Raw genomic sequence first — 17642 nt, forward strand, 5'->3', positions numbered from 1 at the left:
ATTGCTATTTCTATGGAAGCAGATGCACATCCTCTAAGAAATAACAAAACTTGTACGTCTTTAATTATTATTGTTTCCACTCTAGTCGGATGCTACTGCTATTTACGATAAAGAGCTACTTTATTGTTTTAAGAGTTTAGGACGTAACTATTAAATTAAAAAACCGTGAAATCTGCAACAAGATTTCACGATTTTATTTCTTTGAAAAGACACTGATTTCTTGTAGTACGTCTCTCCATTACTACATGTTGTTTTAAGGAGAGTTATGTCCAATCCTCTTATGTTGCTCCTCACAAATACAATGCTGCAAGAAAAATGCCTAATGCATCTTCATAAATTTCATCAAATTGGGTTAGTGGTAGGGGGTTCGTACCAATGCCTAGCTCGATAGTAAAACCAGGCCTTCTCCAGTCTTGGATAAACCAGTCTTTATAGCCAGCATAGCTATTGGTAGTTTCTATTGGAATGTAGCCGCTCGCTTCACCGAATTGTATGGCTAGAACTTCATTTTCGGGAGGCTGAAGATTTTCAAATCCCCAGTAAATGACTTGACCCTGTGTATGAAAAGGGAGTACTCGAGCGAAATCTCTTCTTCTCGTTAAATCTGCCATTGCGATAGCTTCGGGCTGTGTTAATGGAGCTTCCCCGCCATAATCTCTTGGTCCTGGAGATTTAGGATTCCGATCTCTTTCTAGCTCCCATAACGCAGGAAATTGATCATTTAAATCTACACCGTTTATATTGGCCTTCCAACCTGAGAAGTTAGTACTTCCCTTATTCCATTCAATCACATTACTTCGATAAGGCTCGTCGGATGGTGGACCATTAATTACTAAATCCACTCCGTCTGGATTAACCATCGGCACTATGGAAAGAAAAGTTTGTTCGTACAAAGGTGTAGTTTGAATTCCTCTAATGGTGTTCCCATTAGTCAGTGAAAGTAAATAGTCATCTAAGAAGGTCATGATGATAGGAGTTGTAATCCATTCGTTGGCATGAAAGGAACCATCAAAATGGACTCGCTTGTTTCCATTCCCAACTACTATTTCCTGGAGGTCTTTGCCCATAACAGAGCTGCCAATAGAAGAAATTTTTAAAAATGGATACACGGTTTGAAGGCGTCGAATATCAATGACTAAGGAATTGTAATCATAATTTCTTTTACCGGTGACTACTCTCCAAGTAATTCGCAAAGGGATTTTAATCGTTTGTCCGACTTGTAATGAGGTTGGGGTAATATTGGGGTTAGCTAAAAGAATGCCCTCTACTGATATTTTTCTACTCTGTGCAATAGCCCAAAGTGATTCTCCTCTTCTAATTTGATAAGCTAATCCTACATACCCTGGTATTTGAATTTGTTGTCCAATGAAAAGGTTTTGGGGGGATATATTCTGGTTGGAATCGAGAATTAGTTGTAGGGGAATATCAAACAACTGACTAAAGTAATAGAGGGAATCTCCTTGTCTTACAAATACATCCATGCACTTCCTCCACTTCTTTCGGTTCATCTTAAAATTATATGTAAAAGAAAAGGAAAGATATGACTTCAAAAGAAAAACGTGCGAAATTTATTTCGCACGCAAACCTTTAGTCTACCAATTTTCTTTTTGCTATTACTATTCCGTCTTCGTCTGCATATAAATAATCTCCTGGATGCCAATCGATGCCTAAGAAAAACAGTGGTATATCCACTTCACCTGTTCCTTCTTTTTTACTTTTTAAAGGATTACTTCCGAGGGCTAGAATGGCTATGTTAAGCCCAGCTAGTTCCTTTGAATCTCTCACGCATCCATTAATCACGATCCCGGAAAGGTTTCTACTTTCGGCTATTCCAGCTAAACGGTCTCCCATTAGGGCGCACTTTTTAGATCCTCCACCGTCCACGACTAGAACGCTTCCCACTGGAATGTCTTCTAATGCTTGATTTATTAAAATATTATCTTCAAAAACTTTAACAGTACAAATGGGACCAGAAAAGCTAGTTTTTTTACCGTAGGATTTAAATTCAGAACCTAGGACTTGGATCTCGCCTGAATATTCATCACATAAATCTGCTGTGCTAAATGTCATTCATATAACCTCCTGGTTTTAAAAAATATATTTCTACCAATTTACTACTTATTTGAAATATTTGCAAAAATTTAAAAGGAATAGTTTTCAAGACAAAAAAGCGACTGATAGAGTTATCCTACCAGTCACTTTGTTTATTTTTTCATATGTCTAATTTTTTCTTCATCTGGTGTAACGAACAAAGTAGTTTGTTCGAAGTAAATGACAAAGCCAGGCTTCGATCCATTTGGTTTTTTCACTTGTTTGACTACTGTATAGTCAACCGGCACCGAAGAAGATTCACGGGCTTTACTAAAATAAGCTGCCAGGTTTGCTGCTTCTGATAGGGCTGTTTCAGATGGGTTATCTGAATGTATAACAACATGAGAACCAGGTATATCCTTCGTATGCAGCCAAGTATCCGTTTTCTTTGCTAGCTTAAATGTCACATAATCATTTTGCTTGTTGTTCTTACCAACTGAAATTTCTGTGCCGTCAGAGGCAATATACTTTTCAGGTGTTGGTTTTACAGGCTTTTTCTTCTTTTTCGAAGCGCGCATTTTCAGCAAGCCTTGCTCCATTAACTCTTCTCGAATCTCCTCGATGTCAGTAGGAGATGCCTGCATAACTTGTTGTTGCAATAGCTCAAAATAAGCGATGTCATCTTGGGTTATTTCTAGCTGCTGTTCAATCTTTAATAAGGCAGTTTTTGCTTTTGTATAGCGGTTGTAGTAACTTTGAGCGTTTTGGGTAGCTGTCTTTCTATCATTTAATGGAATGACAACCGTTTTTTCATTTTCATCATAATAGTTAACTAATTCCACTTCTGACAAACCTTTATCAATTGCGTAAGCATTTGCCATTAGCAATTCTCCGTACAATTGGAATGTATCTAGCTTTTCAGCCTGTTCGAAATCCTTTTTCAATTTCTTCATTTTTAACTTTAGCTTATTTAGTTCATTTTGTAGCCATCGTTCTAAATCGCCAGCTTGCTGCTTCACTCGATCACGTTCAGCTTTGGCAAAATAAACACGGTCTAACAAGCTGCCTAAATTTTGTTCGTCAAACTTAGTGCCATCTAAATGATTTAAAGCATTAGGTGAATAATAAGTTTTACCGTTTATCTCTACGATTTGCTTTGAGGTACCACCTTGCATAAATTCACTTATATAGGATTTATAAACATCCAGCTTTTCAGTAGTATTAGTAATTTCGTTCATGCGATATATCAATTCCTTCGCATGAAGTGGAGAAAACCCTGAAATCTTCTCTACTATTTCTTTAGGGTCGGATGCATTCAAAATCACATTTGTTAAATCCTCGGAATATACTAGTGGGTTCAGCTTGTTCTGTGTAGGTGGTGCAATATAGGGCTGACCAGGCAAAATGGTTCGATAGCTATTCATCGAAGGAGATAAGTGTTTAATGCTTTCTAGGATCAAGTTTCTGCTAGGGTCTACTAATAACAGGTTACTATGACGGCCCATTATTTCCATATGGACCTCGCGGGTAATATCGTCCCCGATTTCATTTTTGCTTAGTACTTCTAGTATAATAATTCGATCCGTTTCATGTTGGCGAACCTCAGTAATGATTCCGCCCTCTAGATGCTTGCGAAGTACCATACAAAACAGTGGTGGAGTAGCTGGGTTATCGATTGATTCATGAGTAAGTTGTATTCGAGAATAAGAAGGATGTACAGAAAACAATAGTTTAAAGTTTTTCCCTTGAGCTCGTATTTGCATAAGTATTTCTTGTGCATTTGGTTGGTGTATTTTAGAAATACGACCTGTTACAATTTGTTGTAATTCAGTTTTCATCGAAATGGTAAATAATCCATCAAAAGCCATAATAATTCCTCTTTCAAAACAGTTTTTTATATTCATTTAAAATTGATTAAACTATGTTAGTTTGGTAAAAATGCAGAGAATATGATTTTTTTACAATTGGAATAAGAAGAGTGGACTAAAAAACTACCTGCATAGGCGAGTTTATCCTCTCACCGATTAGTCTCTCTATCATGAGAACTCAATTATAGCTTAAACTTGTATATCTTTAAGCAAAACTATCTCAAATGTTAAAATCTAAAAATTGTTAATATAGCTAAAGTAATAAACAAGTCCTTGCTTTTCTTTTAATCTTATCATTTTATAGAGGACTTGTGTTATAATCAGTAAAGTATGTATTAAAGTTAGTATTCGGAGATAGCATGTAATTGAAGGAGAAGTTATGCGAAGAGAAAAAGGGATATTAATCGTTTTATCAGGTCCATCCGGAGTGGGTAAAGGAACTGTAAGAAAAGAGTTGTTCTCTGAACCGGGAACGAACTATGAGTACTCCATATCCATGACTACAAGGCTCCCACGCGAGGGTGAAGTAGATGGTGTGGATTATTTCTTTAAAAAGAAGGAAGAGTTTGAAGCCTTGATCGAGCAAGGTAAATTGTTAGAGTATGCATCTTATGTAGGAAACTACTACGGTACTCCAATTGACTATGTGAATGAAACGTTAGACTCCGGTCGAGACGTTTTTTTAGAAATTGAAGTTCAAGGAGCTGCTTTAGTACGCGAAAAAGCTCCAAATGCCTTATTTATTTTCCTTGCGCCTCCTAGTTTAAGCGAGCTCGAGCAACGATTGATAGGTAGAGGGACGGAGACAGAGGATGTCATCAATTCCCGTATACTAGCTGCTAGGCAGGAACTAGAAATGATGCACTTATATGATTATGTTGTAGAAAATGATGAAGTTACAAAAGCTTGCGCAAAGATTAATGCAATTGTAGCAGCGGAGCATTGCCGCCGTGAACGTGTGGAAAAAAGATATTTAGCCATGTTGGAAGGGGAATTTTAAAATGTTATATCCATCAGTAGATTCATTAAAAAACCAAATCGATTCAAAGTATTCATTAGTAAGCGTTGCTTCTAAAAGAGCACGCCAGTTACAAGAAGAAGGCGGAGAGCGCCTAGGTATTTACGTTTCAGCGAAGCAAGTTGGTAAAGCACTTGAGGAAGTAGCTGCTGGAGAGCTTAAAATCGAATCCACTAACGAAAATGCTGTATACGAGGATGAAGTATAAGTAACTCTATTTAGCTTGCGTTAGACATCAGCTAAAATAGTTAAATGCCTCAACGGATACCTTAGGAGTAAACGCCAAGGCGAATCGGATGAAAAGACACCTCCCAAAGAATGTATCTGTTCTTTGGGAGGTTGTTGTTTAGAGAGGGGATTAATAAATGATAACTTCTAAGAAAATTCTTGTTTGTGTGACAGGCGGGATTGCAGTTTATAAAGCAGTTGCGCTAGTAAGTAAGCTAACGCAGGCTGGCGCAGAAGTGAAGGTAATGATGACACCATCCGCTATGGAATTTGTGACACCATTAAGTTTTCAAGCGATGTCAAGAAATGATGTATACTATGACACGTTTGATGAAAAAAATTCGCAGGTTATTGCACACATAGATTTAGCAGATTGGGCGGATTTGGTGCTCGTTGCTCCTGCAACAGCTAATACTATTGCCAAGCTTGCTAATGGGATAGCGGATAATATGGTTACCACTACTCTTTTAGCAACAACGGCAGATGTCTGGATTGCGCCTGCTATGAATGTACATATGTACGACCATCCAGCAGTAAAACGAAATATTGAACAGCTTTCAAAAGACGGATATTCATTTATCGAGCCATCTGAAGGCTTTTTAGCATGTGGTTATGTTGGAAAGGGAAGATTGGAAGAACCAGAAAAAATTGTACAGTTAGTCGAAACACATTTTTCTCCGAAAGACTTACCTCTAAAAGGGAAAAAGGTAGTCGTAACTGCAGGTCCTACAAGAGAAAAGCTAGATCCTGTTCGATTTTTAACTAATTTTTCAAGCGGTAAAATGGGATATGCTATGGCAGAGGCTGCTTCTAAGTTAGGAGCAGAGACTATTCTCATTTCAGGTCCAGTTGCAATAGATGCTCCTCAAAATGTAAAGCTTGTAAACGTCGAGAGCACAGAGGATATGTTTCTTGCAGTCCTTGATCATTTTGAAACAGCCTCTATAGTAGTGAAAACAGCAGCAGTAGCTGATTATAAGGCGAAAGAAATACACCCTCAAAAGATGAAGAAAAAAGAGGGGGAAGTTACAATCGCTTTGGAAAAAACTACGGACATATTATCAGAGTTGGGAAAACGTAAAAAAAGTCAAATATTAGTTGGCTTTGCAGCTGAAACTAATGATGTGGTGCATTATGCTAAAGGTAAGTTAAAAAAGAAAAATGCAGATTATATAATAGCTAATGATGTGACAGAAGAGGGTTCTGGTTTTGGGACAGAAACGAATGCCGTAACTCTTGTTGGAAAGAATGATATCGATATTCACTTTCCACAAACCAGTAAGAAGGAGCTAGCCCTTCAGTTATTTCGCATGATAATCGAGCTAGAGAAAGATGAAACTCTATGATTGTAGAGGTTATTGTTGATGTAGCCGCATATCCGATTGACCGCCCGTTTGATTATGTAGTACCTGAACATTTGGAAGATTTAGTAGAACGAGGTAGCCGGGTTCATGTTCCTTTCGGTAATCGAAAAGTGCAAGGGTTTATTACCAATATCAAAGGAGAAACAGATATAGATCGAACAAAACTTAAGGAAGTTCTATCGATTATAGATGTTGAGCCGGTTATTACGGAAGAATTGCTAGAGTTGTCTAAATGGATGACAAAGAAAACTCTCTGCTATGAAATTGACGCTCTTCAAGTAATGCTTCCAGCTGCCTTACGAGCATCCTATAAAAAAAATATTAAGATAGTTGACTCTACCCAATTAGAAGAAGAGATTCTAGCGCTTTTTGGAAAGAAAGAAGTTCTTCCTTATGAAGCTTTTGAAAAAGCAGGAATGCTACGTGTGATGAAAAGGCATTTAACAGAAGGTAGTCTATTGCTCGAAAATATTATTAAGCAGCAAACAAGAGTTAAAACAGTTACTAAATATACGCTAGTTGAAGATAAAGAATTTATAATAGATCAACTAAATAAACTCACCAAACAAGCAGTAAAACAAAAAGAATTGATTGAGTGGCTTCTAGCACAAGAACAAAACTCTTTCACTATGCAAGAAATAATTCAGACTGCCGCTGTTAGTAATGCTACTGTTCATGCACTTATTAATAAAAAGATATTAGTGAAAGAGCAAGAAGAGGTGTATCGGGAGGTTACTTCACTTGACTATCAAGATCGTGATAACCGAGTACAGCTAACTAATGAACAGACGGCCGCATTATCTAAAATTACAAATGCTCAAAATAATAGAGAAAACACTACCTTTTTATTGCACGGTATAACGGGCAGCGGTAAAACAGAAATCTATCTTCATGCAATAGAAAAATCTATAGCAGAAGGAAAACAAGCAATAATGCTGGTACCTGAGATTTCATTGACACCCCAAATGACACGACGTTTCAAGCTGCGCTTCGGGGACCAGGTGGCAGTAATGCATAGTGGCCTATCAACCGGCGAGAAGTTTGATGAGTGGCGTAAAATTTGGCGTGGTGAAGTAATGGTTGTTGTTGGAGCTAGATCAGCAGTATTTGCTCCATTTAAGGATTTAGGTGTCATTATTTTAGATGAGGAACATGAGTCCTCCTATAAGCAAGAGGATACACCGCGCTACCATGCCAGAGATGTTGCAATTTGGAGAAGTGAGTATCATAAATGCCCGGTTATTTTAGGCAGTGCCACCCCCTCATTAGAATCCTATGCACGTGCATCAAAAGGGGTATACACTTTACTAACTTTAACAATGAGGGCAAAAGAGCAAGCTTTACCAACCGTCAATATAGTGGATATGCGTGCAGAGCTAAAAAGTGGGAACCGTTCTATGTTTAGTGTTCCTTTAGCAGATGCCATTCGAGAAAAACTAGAAAAGAAAGAACAAATTGTCCTCTTTTTAAATAAGAGAGGTTTCTCTTCTTTTGTTCTTTGTAGAGATTGTGGAACAGTTGTAGAATGCGACCAGTGTGATATTTCTTTAACGTATCACCGAGAAGGCGAACGATTAAAATGTCATTATTGCGGACATGAGGAGCCAGTGCCTCATCAGTGTCCGGAATGTCAGAGTGAACATATCCGTTTTTTTGGCACAGGTACGCAAAAGGTAGAAGAGGAAATTACTAAATTATTTCCTTATGCCAGAGTTTTACGAATGGATGTTGATACTACTAGAACTAAGGGATCGCATGAACGCATTCTGAAACAGTTTGGAGATGGCGAGGCAGACATTCTATTAGGAACACAGATGATAGCAAAAGGACTGGACTTTCCTAATATTACACTGGTAGGTGTCTTGAATGCCGATACTACTCTCCACCTTGCGGATTTTAGAGCTGCTGAAAAAACATTTCAGCTAATGACACAGGTAAGTGGTCGAGCAGGAAGACACGATAAGGAAGGTATTGTATTCATCCAAACGTATACCCCTGAGCACTATGCGATAGAGTACTCTAAGGACCAACTGTACGAGCCCTTCTATCATAATGAAATGATTATGCGTAAGCAATATGAATATCCACCATTCTATTACGTGACATTAGTGCAAGTTACGCATGAAAATGTTCTTCTTGCAGCAGAATATGCGAAGCTTGCTACCGATTGGTTACGAGGTAATCTATCGAGCTCGAGTATGGTAATAGGGCCGACTGCAAGCGCAATTAGCAAGATACAAAATAGATATCGCTACCAATGTTTGATAAAATACAAACAAGAACCACTATTAATAGAAAAACTACAGCAACTGATTAAAATTTACCGTACGGAGTGGATAAAAAAAGGGGTTATACTTACAGTAGACTTAGATCCCTCCACAATTTTATAGGCTGTTTGAAAAGAGGAATTTAGAAATGGCAATTCGATCAATCGTTACACACCCTAATGAATTATTAACCCAAAAATGTAAAGAAGTTCATGCATTTGATGAGAAACTCGGTAAGCTACTAGACGATATGTATGACACAATGATTGCTTCAGATGGTATCGGTCTTGCTGCGCCCCAGGTTGGAGAAGCCATCCAAGTGGCGATTGTAGACTTAGGAGAAGGTCAAGAGGTAATTGAAATGATTAATCCCGAAGTAGTCGAAATAGGTGGATCAGAAGTGGAAGTGGAAGGATGCCTAAGTTTTCCTGACATTTATGGAGAGGTTGAGCGTCCATTTTATGTGAAGGTAGAGGCTCAAGATCGTGATGGCTCTTTATATGAGTTAGAGGCAGAGGACTACGAAGCAAGAGCAATTTTACATGAAATTGATCATTTACACGGTATTTTATTTACCTCTAAAATAATTCGTTATGTTGATATGGAAGAGTTGGAGAATGAACAGGAGGATGAGCTATGACTTCTATCGTATTCATGGGCACACCTGCTTTCTCAGCACCAATCTTACGCATGCTAGTTGAGGAAGGCTACGAGATTAGTGCTGTTGTGACTCAGCCTGATCGACCAGTAGGTAGAAAAAAAGTGTTAACTCCTCCTCCGGTAAAGGAAGAGGCTTTAGAGCTTGGATTACCAATCATTCAGCCAAACAAGCTAAAGGGATCTGAGGAACTCAATCAAATCCTTAACCTGGCGCCAGATTTGATTGTCACTGCTGCCTTTGGTCAAATTTTACCGAAAGAATTACTAGAAGCACCTAAATACGGTTGTATCAATGTGCATGCATCCTTACTTCCAGCCTATCGTGGAGGAGCCCCAATACACCAAGCAATTATAGATGGACAAGAAAAAACAGGTGTCACTATTATGTATATGGAGGAAAAACTCGATGCAGGGGATATCATTTCTCAGCGTGAAATTCCTATTACACATCTAGATGATACTGGAATTCTGTTTAACAAACTAAGTGAAGTAGGAACTCTCCTTTTAAAGGAAACATTGCCATTAATCATTACGGGCAGAAATGAACGAATTGTCCAAGATGAGTCTCTAGTTACCTATGCAAGAAATATTTCACGCGAACAGGAAAGAGTAGATTGGACTAAGTCTGCAATAGAAATTCACAATCAAATCCGTGGTCTTCATCCGTGGCCTGTAGCATATACCACATTAGATGGACAAACAGTGAAGCTTTGGAAAGCAGATACGATTGATACAGATACAATGGAATTACCAGGGACAGTCGTAAAAATTGAAACAGATTATTTTGTTGTTCAAACTGGTTTGGGAGAAGCTATCCGAATTGATGAGATACAGCCGGCTGGGAAGAAAAAAATGTCTGCAAATGACTATTTGCGAGGCGTAGGTTCTAAATTGCGAATAGGAGACAAATTTGAATGACAAAAAAGAATGAAAAAATATGGACAGGTAATGTAAGAGATGCAGCATTAACTATACTAATGGCTGTTGAAAAACAACAAGCTTATAGTAACTTGTTGCTACATCAAACAATTGAAAAGTATGACATTGAACCAAAAGATCGAGCATTATTAACCGAGTTAACTTATGGAACGCTTCAACATAAAATGACATTAGATTACTACCTTCAGCCCTTTATAAAAGGTAAGCTGGATGACTGGGTTAGACAACTTCTTCGATTGTCCTTATATCAAATACACTATTTATCGAGAATTCCAGACCATGCAGCTGTAAATGAAGCGGTTAACATTGCTAAGCGAAGAGGACATAAGGGAATTTCCGGTGTAATTAATGGTATTTTACGCTCGATCCTTCGAGAAGGCGTCCGTTCCACGGAAGAGATTCAAGACAAGGTAGAGAGACTTTCTATCGAGACTAGTCACCCAATGTGGATGGTGAAACGATTTATTTCCGAATATGGTTTTGAAACAACTGAGCAAATGCTTAAAGAAAATAACGAGCCTCCTGTGACTACTTTACGTGTTAATTTATTCAAGCGAACAGTAGAACAAGTTATGCATTTAATGACTCAAGAAGGATATGTCGTGGCAAAGAGCGAAGTTATTCCAGAGTGTATTTATTTGTTCAATGGCCAAGCAGCTAAAACGACAGCTTTTCAAAAAGGTTTTGTTACCATTCAAGACGAAAGCTCTATGATCCCGGCCTATGCTCTTCAAGCAGAACCAGGAATGACCGTATTAGACATGTGCTCTGCACCAGGCGGAAAAACGACACATATAGCTGAAAAAATGAAAAATACTGGAAAGCTTGTAGCGATGGATATTCACCAGCATAAATTGAAATTAGTAAAAGAAAATGCTGAAAGACTAGGCTTTAGTTTTATTGAAACAGTTGAAAAAGATGCACGCCAAGCGTCAGAGTTATTTCCAGAGCAAACGTTTGACCGTATTTTAGTTGATGCTCCTTGTAGTGGTCTAGGGGTCATGAAAAGAAAGCCTGACATTAAATATACGAAAAGTGAAAAGGATTTCGATTCACTGAAGCCGATACAACTAAAACTATTAGACGAAGCATATACACTTTTAAAGCCAAATGGTTTAATAGTTTATAGTACGTGTACAGTGGACCGTGAGGAAAATGAAGGTACGGCCAAGTTATTTATGGAAAAACATCCAGATATGGAACTAAAAAGTTTTCCAGACGTTGTAAAGAATATAAAGCAACAAGAAGAGGATGGTATGTTACAGCTGTTTCCTCAAGACCTGAGAAGTGATGGATTTTTTGTGGCAGTTTTTCAAAAAAAGAGCTGATTGCAACGGGCTCTATCTATGAAGAGGTGAAGGGATAAATGAGGTTCGTTGTTAAAACTGATGTAGGCTTGAAAAGAACCATTAATGAGGATCGTGTAGGTGTATTTAAACGTGAGGATGGTCGTATTTTAGCTGTTGTAGCGGACGGAATGGGTGGTCATAATGCTGGAGATGTAGCTAGTGAGATGGCTATTACTGAGTTCGAAAAGTATTTTCATGCTTACAATCCTTCTGTTGTTCCAGCAAAAGATTGGTTAATGTACACGTTTCAAACCATTAACCAACTAATCGCCCAACATTCATCCTCTAATACAGGGTGTGAGGGTATGGGAACAACTTTAATTGCAGGTTTGTTTGAAAACAGCAAAGGGATTATAGCTCATATTGGGGACAGTCGCGTTTATCAAATTACACAAAACTTGGTTCGGCAAATTACAAGAGACCATTCTTTTGTAAATGTCTTACTCGACTCTGGGGAGATAAATGAAGAACAAGCAAAAACACACCCTATGAAGAATGCAATTATGAAAGCAGTCGGAACCGAACGAACTATTCACCCTGATTTTTTTGAAGTAGAATTTGCAGCGAATTCATATTTTCTTTTTTGCACAGATGGTTTAAGTAACAAAATAAGTGAATCCTATATACAGCACTTACTATACTCAAAGAAATCTCTTTACGAAATGGGAGATGAATTAGTAGAGGAAGCTAATAAGTCAGGCGGAGAAGATAATATATCCCTGATCTTGTTAACAAATAAGGATGAGGAGGTGTAAGGATGTTAATCGGCAAAAGAATTAGCGGCAGGTATAAGTTGCTAGAGATGATTGGTGGAGGCGGCATGTCCAACGTATATTTGGGACATGATATGATCTTAGACAGAGACGTCGCAATTAAGGTTTTGCGATATGATTTTTCTAATGAAGAAGAACTGCGTCGTCGCTTTCAGCGAGAAGCACTTTCTGCCACAAGCCTTACTCACCCTAATATAGTTAATATCTACGACGTAGGAGAAGATGAAGATATTCACTATATAGTTATGGAACATGTTAAAGGTGAAACATTAAAACAATACATACAGCATAATGCCCCGGTTTCGCCCGTTAAAACAATTACGATTATGAAGCAGCTAACTTCGGCTATTTCTAATGCACACAATAATCATATTATTCATCGGGATATAAAACCACAAAATATTTTATTGGATGAACAAGAAAATGTGAAAATAACTGATTTCGGCATAGCGATGGCTTTAAGTGCGACTTCCTATACACAAACTAACTCCGTTTTAGGAACCGTGCATTATTTGTCTCCAGAACAAGCCCGTGGCGGTACTGCTACTAGGGAATCGGATATTTATGCGCTAGGAATTGTGTTGTTTGAGTTATTGACTGGACAGCTTCCTTTTTCAGGAGAGTCAGCTGTATCCATTGCATTGAAGCATTTACAGGCGGAAACTCCATCGGTTAGAGCTATCAATCCAGTCATCCCACAAAGCCTAGAAAATGTTGTCCTAAAGGCAACTGCAAAAGATCCTAGAAACAGGTACCGTTCTGCAGAGGAAATGGAAAGAGACTTATCAACTGCCATGTCACCAGAAAGGTCCAATGAACCAAAATTTGTTGTTCCTGTAGACGATGGAGCTACGAAGGTTCTTCCGGTTATTAAAGAGCCTGTTTCTTTTGAAGATGTTGCAGAAACTAAAAAATTACAAACGGAGGATAAGCCTCCTGAACAAACAAAACCAAAGAAGAAAAGAAGTAAATGGAAAATAATAACAGGGATAATAGCTGGCCTGATCTTGCTAGCATTAATCATCATCGTAGCTTTCCCTGGGTTGTTTAAACCGGACAAGATAGAAGTTCCTCCTGTAGCTGGCTTAGCAGTCGAGGATGCTATAAAGCTACTTGAGTCAGAAGGCTTTATCATTGGAGAACAAATTTTAGAATTTGATGATGAGGTCGAAAAAGATCATGTCATAGGTACAACACCAGAAGAAGGAAAAATGCGTGACGTAGAAACTGAGGTAGATATAATTGTATCCCAAGGGAAGGAAACTTCTGTAATGGGTGACTACGAAAATCAGGATATCACCCAGGTTATAGCTTTGCTTGAAAAACAAGGCTTTAAAATTGAGGAAGATAAAATCTACTCTTCTACAACGGCGGGTACCATTTTAAAGCAGGAGCCTGAAGCTGGACAAGAAATAATTCCAGAAGAAACAGTTGTCCGTTTTCAAGTAAGTCTTGGGCCAGAAATGATTACTTTGAGAGACTTAAGGGAATACAATGAAAAGAATTTAAACGAATATGCAACAAACTCTGGATTAAAGGTCGTTAAAACAAAAGAAGTAAACCACGATACAATTCCTAAAGGAGCAGTTGTAGAACAATCTCCTGGGCCAAACTCGAAAGTGGCAAAGGGAAGTACGGTTCAGGTAGTGATTTCTTCGGGGCCAAAAGCTAAGCCAACTAAGACGTTTGTAAGAATTGTGCCAATTCCTTATTTGGAGCAAGAACTTGATGGTGAAGGGGAAGAAGGAGAAGATGAGGAAAATCCTGAACAGGAAGTTGTTCCTCAAATAATTCAAATTTACATTCAAGACAAAACGCATAAATTTACTGACCCTCCAGTTGAAGAGTTTGAAATTACATCGGCAGTAGAGAAAAAGATTTCACTAGAAATTGTGGAAGGCGAGGCTGGCGGATATCTTATTAAAAGAAATCAAGAGGTACTCGAACAGAAAACAATAAAATATGAAGATATAGATTAGGGAGGCATAGGATGCCAAATGGTCAAATAAGAAAAGCACTTAGTGGTTTCTATTATGTATATGATAATGGTAAAGTGATTCAATGTAGAGGGAGAGGGGTCTTTAGAAATAGAGGCGAATCTCCTCTAGTTGGTGATTTTGTTGACTATACAGTCGAGGGAGAGAATGATGGTACTATAACTGTCATCCACGAAAGAAAAAATAACTTAGTTCGTCCACCGATATCGAATATTGATCAGGCCATTTTAGTTTTTTCTATTAAAGAACCAGACTTCAATACGATATTATTAGACCGTTTTCTAGTAGTGCTAGAATCCTTTTACATTGAGCCAATCATATGCTTGACGAAAAGTGATTTGATGGATACTAAGATGGAACAAACAATGAAGGATTATATCAACGATTATGAAAATATTGGTTATGAAATATTAATGACCTACAAGGATGATCCAGATTTTAACGATAAAATAACCCCTATTTTAAAAGGGAAAACTACTGTACTAGCAGGACAATCAGGGGTAGGGAAATCTACTTTATTAAATACAATTCTCCCTTCCTTAGATTTAAAAACAGGAGTCATATCGGATGCTTTAGGACGTGGGAAGCATACAACCAGACATGTAGAACTAATCGAGGTTTGTGATGGGCTTCTAGCTGATACCCCTGGTTTTAGTTCTTTTGAATTTGATTTAATGGAAAAAGAAGAGCTCTCTAGTTGCTTTCCTGACTTTGTAAAACGACAGGACGAATGTAAGTACCGTGGGTGCCTACATGTTAATGAGCCAAAATGCGCTGTAAAAAAAGCAGTAGAGCTTGGAGAAATTAAAGAATACCGATACAAACATTATTTACAATTTTATGAAGAAATAGTAGATAGAAAGCCGAGGTACTAACTTATGGTAAAGATTGCACCTTCTATTTTAGCAGCAAATTTTGCAAAACTTGGAGAAGAAGTATTAGAGGTAGAAAAAGCTGGAGCTGAGCTTATTCATATAGATGTGATGGATGGTCATTTTGTTCCAAACATAACGATGGGACCGATTGTCGTAGAGGCTTTGCGACCACTTACGAGCCTTCCATTGGATGTACATCTTATGATTGAAAATGCAGATCAATATATTGAGGCATTTGCTAAAGCTGGAGCTGATTATATAACAGTTCACGTAGAGGCTTCACCACATCTTCACCGTACAATTCAGCTGATTCGTTCATTTGGAGTGAAGCCAGGAGTTGTGTTAAATCCACATACACCTGTCGAATCAATTATGCATGTATTAGAGGATGTTGATATGGTTTTATTTATGACTGTCAACCCTGGATTTGGTGGTCAGAAATTTATACATTCGGTTATTCCTAAAGTAAAACAACTTTCTCAAATTATACAGGAAAGAAATCTTTCTATTGAAATTGAGATTGATGGAGGAGTCAACGAGGAGACAATTATTCCTTGTGTGGAAGCAGGAGCAACTATTTTAGTCGCTGGATCCGCTGTTTATAATGCACCTGACAAAGGGAAGGCACTTCAAAGAATAAAAGCTGCAGGATTGAGTGTGGCTTCAAAATGAAGCGTGTCTTCATCTGCGCAGGTGGTCCTGTAGAGGAGGTTGTTGATCTTAGACAGCTTCCTTTTTTACAAGAGGAAACAATCTTTATTGGGGCTGATAGAGGTGCCTATCATTTGCTGAATGCTGATATTATTCCAACTGAGATTATTGGAGATTTTGATTCTATTAGTTATAAAGAGTTGGATACACTACGTAAACACGTGACACATGTATCTATAATGCCTTCTGAGAAGGATGAGACTGATACGCGTTTGGCTTTATTAGAAGCAATGAAATATAAACCAAACGAAGTTATTTTAACCGGTGTAAGTGGTTCTCGTTTGGATCACTATCAAGCAGCTCTTCATGATGTATACCACTTTCAACGATTGCATCCTGAAGTCTCCTTTTATATCCAGAACAATAAAAATAAGCTTCAATTTCTACTTCCTGGAACACATAAAATAGATCAACAAGAAGAATATAAATATATATCTTTTTATCCTTTTGGTGAAGGACTGGAAGACGTTACACTAGACGGATTTTTGTATAATGTGGAAGAAGAACCAATAAGTTATGGCCATGCAAAGTTTACTAGTAATGAACAAGTAGAGCGAACAAGTACTATCTCCTTTAAGTCAGGCATATGTTTAATGATAAGAAGCAGTGACTAAAAGGGAGGAAATTCGTGTGAAGGTCTACACATTTAAATTACCTAAATCTGTTAGTAGTTTAATGAAGGTTTGTATTCGTCTTTTTAAAAAGGATGAGGAAAAAAAATAGTTTTAAAAAGAAATAATGCCAGGTCGACAATTTGTCGGCCTGGCATTAATTATGAGAGCGATTATACGCGCTCAATTTTTCCTGATTTTAAAGCTCTAGCAGAAACCCATACGCGTTTAGGTTTACCGTCTACAAGAATACGGACCTTTTGAAGGTTTGCCCCCCATGTACGCTTAGTGGCGTTCATTGCGTGAGAACGAGCATTACCAGAACGAGCTTTACGCCCAGTGATTGCACATACTTTTGGCATTATAATTTCCTCCTTTAAAAAAGAAGCTGAAAGATTTTCAGTTCGATATTTCACATACTTTAATAATTTACCACAGACTCTTTTGATAAGCAAGTATATCAAGAAAAAAACCTTTACACTATAAAATAACAGTTTAGGTTCAGTAGTTACTTGCAGTGTCGGGGTTTACATAGTTACTATAGTAACAGATGGCGTTTATACTGGAAAAATATTTTACTAAAAAATAACTTCCTAAATGAATTTAAGAAACTAAGAGGTTTCAGGTTACTTGAAAATAAGATAAAAAAGCAGGAAAAGAAATTGCTGATTTTCACTTTCTGCTTGATGAGCAATATGGATGCCCGTCATTAGCATACTCGAAAGTAATTCTGAATTATTTTTTTTCAAGTCATAGAGCACCTTATTGCTATAATTACAGGTTGTATAGAAAATAACGTATAATGTATAAATCAAACCATCTTTTTTTTGAAAAGGAAGCGCTAAATAAAAACCACTTTTGCAAAAAGTAGACGAATAGAAACGTGTCTTTTATAATTTTAAAGGGTGTAGTACAATAAGGGATAGTCAAAAAGGACTTGGGAGGTTTCAA

General features: G+C 37.7%; 17 protein-coding genes. 13 read left to right on the plus strand and 4 right to left on the minus strand.

Translation table 11 applies throughout. The features are described 5' to 3' along the window. Positions 1-290: 290 nt before the first annotated feature. The 3 genes from HF876_RS02830 to HF876_RS02840 form a co-directional block, all read right to left on the minus strand. Complete coding sequence (locus HF876_RS02830) at positions 291-1481, minus strand: M14 family metallopeptidase (protein ID WP_169358543.1); 1191 nt, start codon at positions 1479-1481, stop codon at positions 291-293. A gap of 106 nt (positions 1482-1587) precedes the next feature. Continuing rightward, positions 1588-2070, minus strand: a complete 483-nt coding sequence (gene rraA, locus HF876_RS02835; RefSeq protein WP_169358544.1) for a ribonuclease E activity regulator RraA — start codon at positions 2068-2070, stop codon at positions 1588-1590. A gap of 134 nt (positions 2071-2204) precedes the next feature. Beyond that, complete coding sequence (locus HF876_RS02840) at positions 2205-3899, minus strand: Rqc2 family fibronectin-binding protein (protein ID WP_169358545.1); 1695 nt, start codon at positions 3897-3899, stop codon at positions 2205-2207. Between the two features lie 379 nt (positions 3900-4278). Between HF876_RS02840 and gmk the strand changes: the two genes are divergently transcribed. The 13 genes from gmk to spoVM all read left to right on the plus strand — a co-directional run bounded on the left by gmk (position 4279) and on the right by spoVM (position 16803). Beyond that, entirely contained in the window at positions 4279-4899 is a 621-nt protein-coding gene (gene gmk, locus HF876_RS02845; protein ID WP_169358546.1) for a guanylate kinase, read from the plus strand. A gap of 1 nt (position 4900) precedes the next feature. Continuing rightward, positions 4901-5125 carry a DNA-directed RNA polymerase subunit omega gene (gene rpoZ / locus HF876_RS02850; RefSeq protein ID WP_169358547.1) on the plus strand — a complete coding sequence of 75 codons (225 nt, stop codon included), beginning with the start codon at positions 4901-4903 and terminating at the stop codon, positions 5123-5125. Positions 5126-5282: 157 nt separating this feature from the next. After that, positions 5283-6491 (plus strand): bifunctional phosphopantothenoylcysteine decarboxylase/phosphopantothenate--cysteine ligase CoaBC, encoded by a 1209-nt coding sequence (gene coaBC, locus HF876_RS02855; protein WP_169358548.1) that lies wholly within the window; start codon positions 5283-5285, stop codon positions 6489-6491. Further along, a complete protein-coding gene (priA, locus tag HF876_RS02860) occupies positions 6488-8899 on the plus strand; it encodes a primosomal protein N' (protein ID WP_169358549.1) in 2412 nt (803 codons plus the stop codon). Before coaBC ends, priA begins: the two co-directional genes overlap by 4 nt. Positions 8900-8924: 25 nt before the next feature. Next, positions 8925-9416: a peptide deformylase gene (gene def / locus HF876_RS02865; RefSeq protein ID WP_169358550.1), complete on the plus strand. Its 492-nt coding sequence runs from the start codon at positions 8925-8927 to the stop codon at positions 9414-9416. After that, on the plus strand, positions 9413-10354 hold the full coding sequence (gene fmt / locus HF876_RS02870) for a methionyl-tRNA formyltransferase (protein WP_169358551.1): 942 nt from the start codon (positions 9413-9415) through the stop codon (positions 10352-10354). The genes def and fmt overlap by 4 nt, the downstream gene beginning before the upstream one ends. Further along, positions 10351-11703, plus strand: a complete 1353-nt coding sequence (gene rsmB / locus HF876_RS02875) for a 16S rRNA (cytosine(967)-C(5))-methyltransferase RsmB (RefSeq protein ID WP_169358552.1) — start codon at positions 10351-10353, stop codon at positions 11701-11703. The genes fmt and rsmB overlap by 4 nt, the downstream gene beginning before the upstream one ends. 38 nt (positions 11704-11741) lie before the next feature. Beyond that, entirely contained in the window at positions 11742-12479 is a 738-nt protein-coding gene (locus HF876_RS02880) for a Stp1/IreP family PP2C-type Ser/Thr phosphatase (RefSeq protein WP_169358553.1), read from the plus strand. Positions 12480-12481: 2 nt separating this feature from the next. After that, positions 12482-14476 carry a Stk1 family PASTA domain-containing Ser/Thr kinase gene (pknB, locus tag HF876_RS02885; protein WP_169358554.1) on the plus strand — a complete coding sequence of 665 codons (1995 nt, stop codon included), beginning with the start codon at positions 12482-12484 and terminating at the stop codon, positions 14474-14476. 11 nt (positions 14477-14487) lie between these two features. Then, positions 14488-15369, plus strand: coding sequence for a ribosome small subunit-dependent GTPase A (gene rsgA, locus HF876_RS02890; protein ID WP_169358555.1), 882 nt, complete (start codon positions 14488-14490; stop codon positions 15367-15369). 3 nt (positions 15370-15372) lie between these two features. After that, the gene (gene rpe / locus HF876_RS02895; protein ID WP_169358556.1) at positions 15373-16041 is read left to right on the plus strand and encodes a ribulose-phosphate 3-epimerase; all 669 of its coding nucleotides are present in this window, start codon (positions 15373-15375) and stop codon (positions 16039-16041) included. Next, the gene (locus tag HF876_RS02900; protein WP_169358557.1) at positions 16038-16694 is read left to right on the plus strand and encodes a thiamine diphosphokinase; all 657 of its coding nucleotides are present in this window, start codon (positions 16038-16040) and stop codon (positions 16692-16694) included. Before rpe ends, HF876_RS02900 begins: the two co-directional genes overlap by 4 nt. Positions 16695-16710: 16 nt before the next feature. Next, positions 16711-16803 carry a stage V sporulation protein SpoVM gene (gene spoVM / locus HF876_RS18840; RefSeq protein ID WP_169358558.1) on the plus strand — a complete coding sequence of 31 codons (93 nt, stop codon included), beginning with the start codon at positions 16711-16713 and terminating at the stop codon, positions 16801-16803. Between the two features lie 61 nt (positions 16804-16864). On the opposite strand, the gene rpmB is transcribed toward spoVM, so the two are convergent. Continuing rightward, positions 16865-17053, minus strand: a complete 189-nt coding sequence (rpmB, locus tag HF876_RS02910) for a 50S ribosomal protein L28 (RefSeq protein WP_142605779.1) — start codon at positions 17051-17053, stop codon at positions 16865-16867. Positions 17054-17642: the final 589 nt, after the last annotated feature.

This window comes from Psychrobacillus sp. BL-248-WT-3 (assembly GCF_012843435.1).
Lineage (GTDB): Bacteria > Bacillota > Bacilli > Bacillales_A > Planococcaceae > Psychrobacillus.

Excerpts from the sequence above, each read along its gene's own strand:
- coaBC (WP_169358548.1), top strand. The coding sequence starts at position 5,283 with ATGATAACTTCTAAGAAAATTCTTGTTTGTGTGACAGGCGGGATTGCA.
- rsmB (WP_169358552.1), top strand. The coding sequence starts at position 10,351 with ATGACAAAAAAGAATGAAAAAATATGGACAGGTAATGTAAGAGATGCA.
- rpoZ (WP_169358547.1), top strand. The coding sequence starts at position 4,901 with ATGTTATATCCATCAGTAGATTCATTAAAAAACCAAATCGATTCAAAG.
- pknB (WP_169358554.1), top strand. The coding sequence starts at position 12,482 with ATGTTAATCGGCAAAAGAATTAGCGGCAGGTATAAGTTGCTAGAGATG.
- priA (WP_169358549.1), top strand. The coding sequence starts at position 6,488 with ATGATTGTAGAGGTTATTGTTGATGTAGCCGCATATCCGATTGACCGC.
- HF876_RS02900 (WP_169358557.1), top strand. The coding sequence starts at position 16,038 with ATGAAGCGTGTCTTCATCTGCGCAGGTGGTCCTGTAGAGGAGGTTGTT.
- HF876_RS02840 (WP_169358545.1), bottom strand. The coding sequence starts at position 3,899 with ATGGCTTTTGATGGATTATTTACCATTTCGATGAAAACTGAATTACAA.
- rsgA (WP_169358555.1), top strand. The coding sequence starts at position 14,488 with ATGCCAAATGGTCAAATAAGAAAAGCACTTAGTGGTTTCTATTATGTA.
- def (WP_169358550.1), top strand. The coding sequence starts at position 8,925 with ATGGCAATTCGATCAATCGTTACACACCCTAATGAATTATTAACCCAA.
- HF876_RS02880 (WP_169358553.1), top strand. The coding sequence starts at position 11,742 with ATGAGGTTCGTTGTTAAAACTGATGTAGGCTTGAAAAGAACCATTAAT.
- rpe (WP_169358556.1), top strand. The coding sequence starts at position 15,373 with ATGGTAAAGATTGCACCTTCTATTTTAGCAGCAAATTTTGCAAAACTT.
- rpmB (WP_142605779.1), bottom strand. The coding sequence starts at position 17,053 with ATGCCAAAAGTATGTGCAATCACTGGGCGTAAAGCTCGTTCTGGTAAT.
- gmk (WP_169358546.1), top strand. The coding sequence starts at position 4,279 with ATGCGAAGAGAAAAAGGGATATTAATCGTTTTATCAGGTCCATCCGGA.
- fmt (WP_169358551.1), top strand. The coding sequence starts at position 9,413 with ATGACTTCTATCGTATTCATGGGCACACCTGCTTTCTCAGCACCAATC.
- rraA (WP_169358544.1), bottom strand. The coding sequence starts at position 2,070 with ATGACATTTAGCACAGCAGATTTATGTGATGAATATTCAGGCGAGATC.
- HF876_RS02830 (WP_169358543.1), bottom strand. The coding sequence starts at position 1,481 with ATGGATGTATTTGTAAGACAAGGAGATTCCCTCTATTACTTTAGTCAG.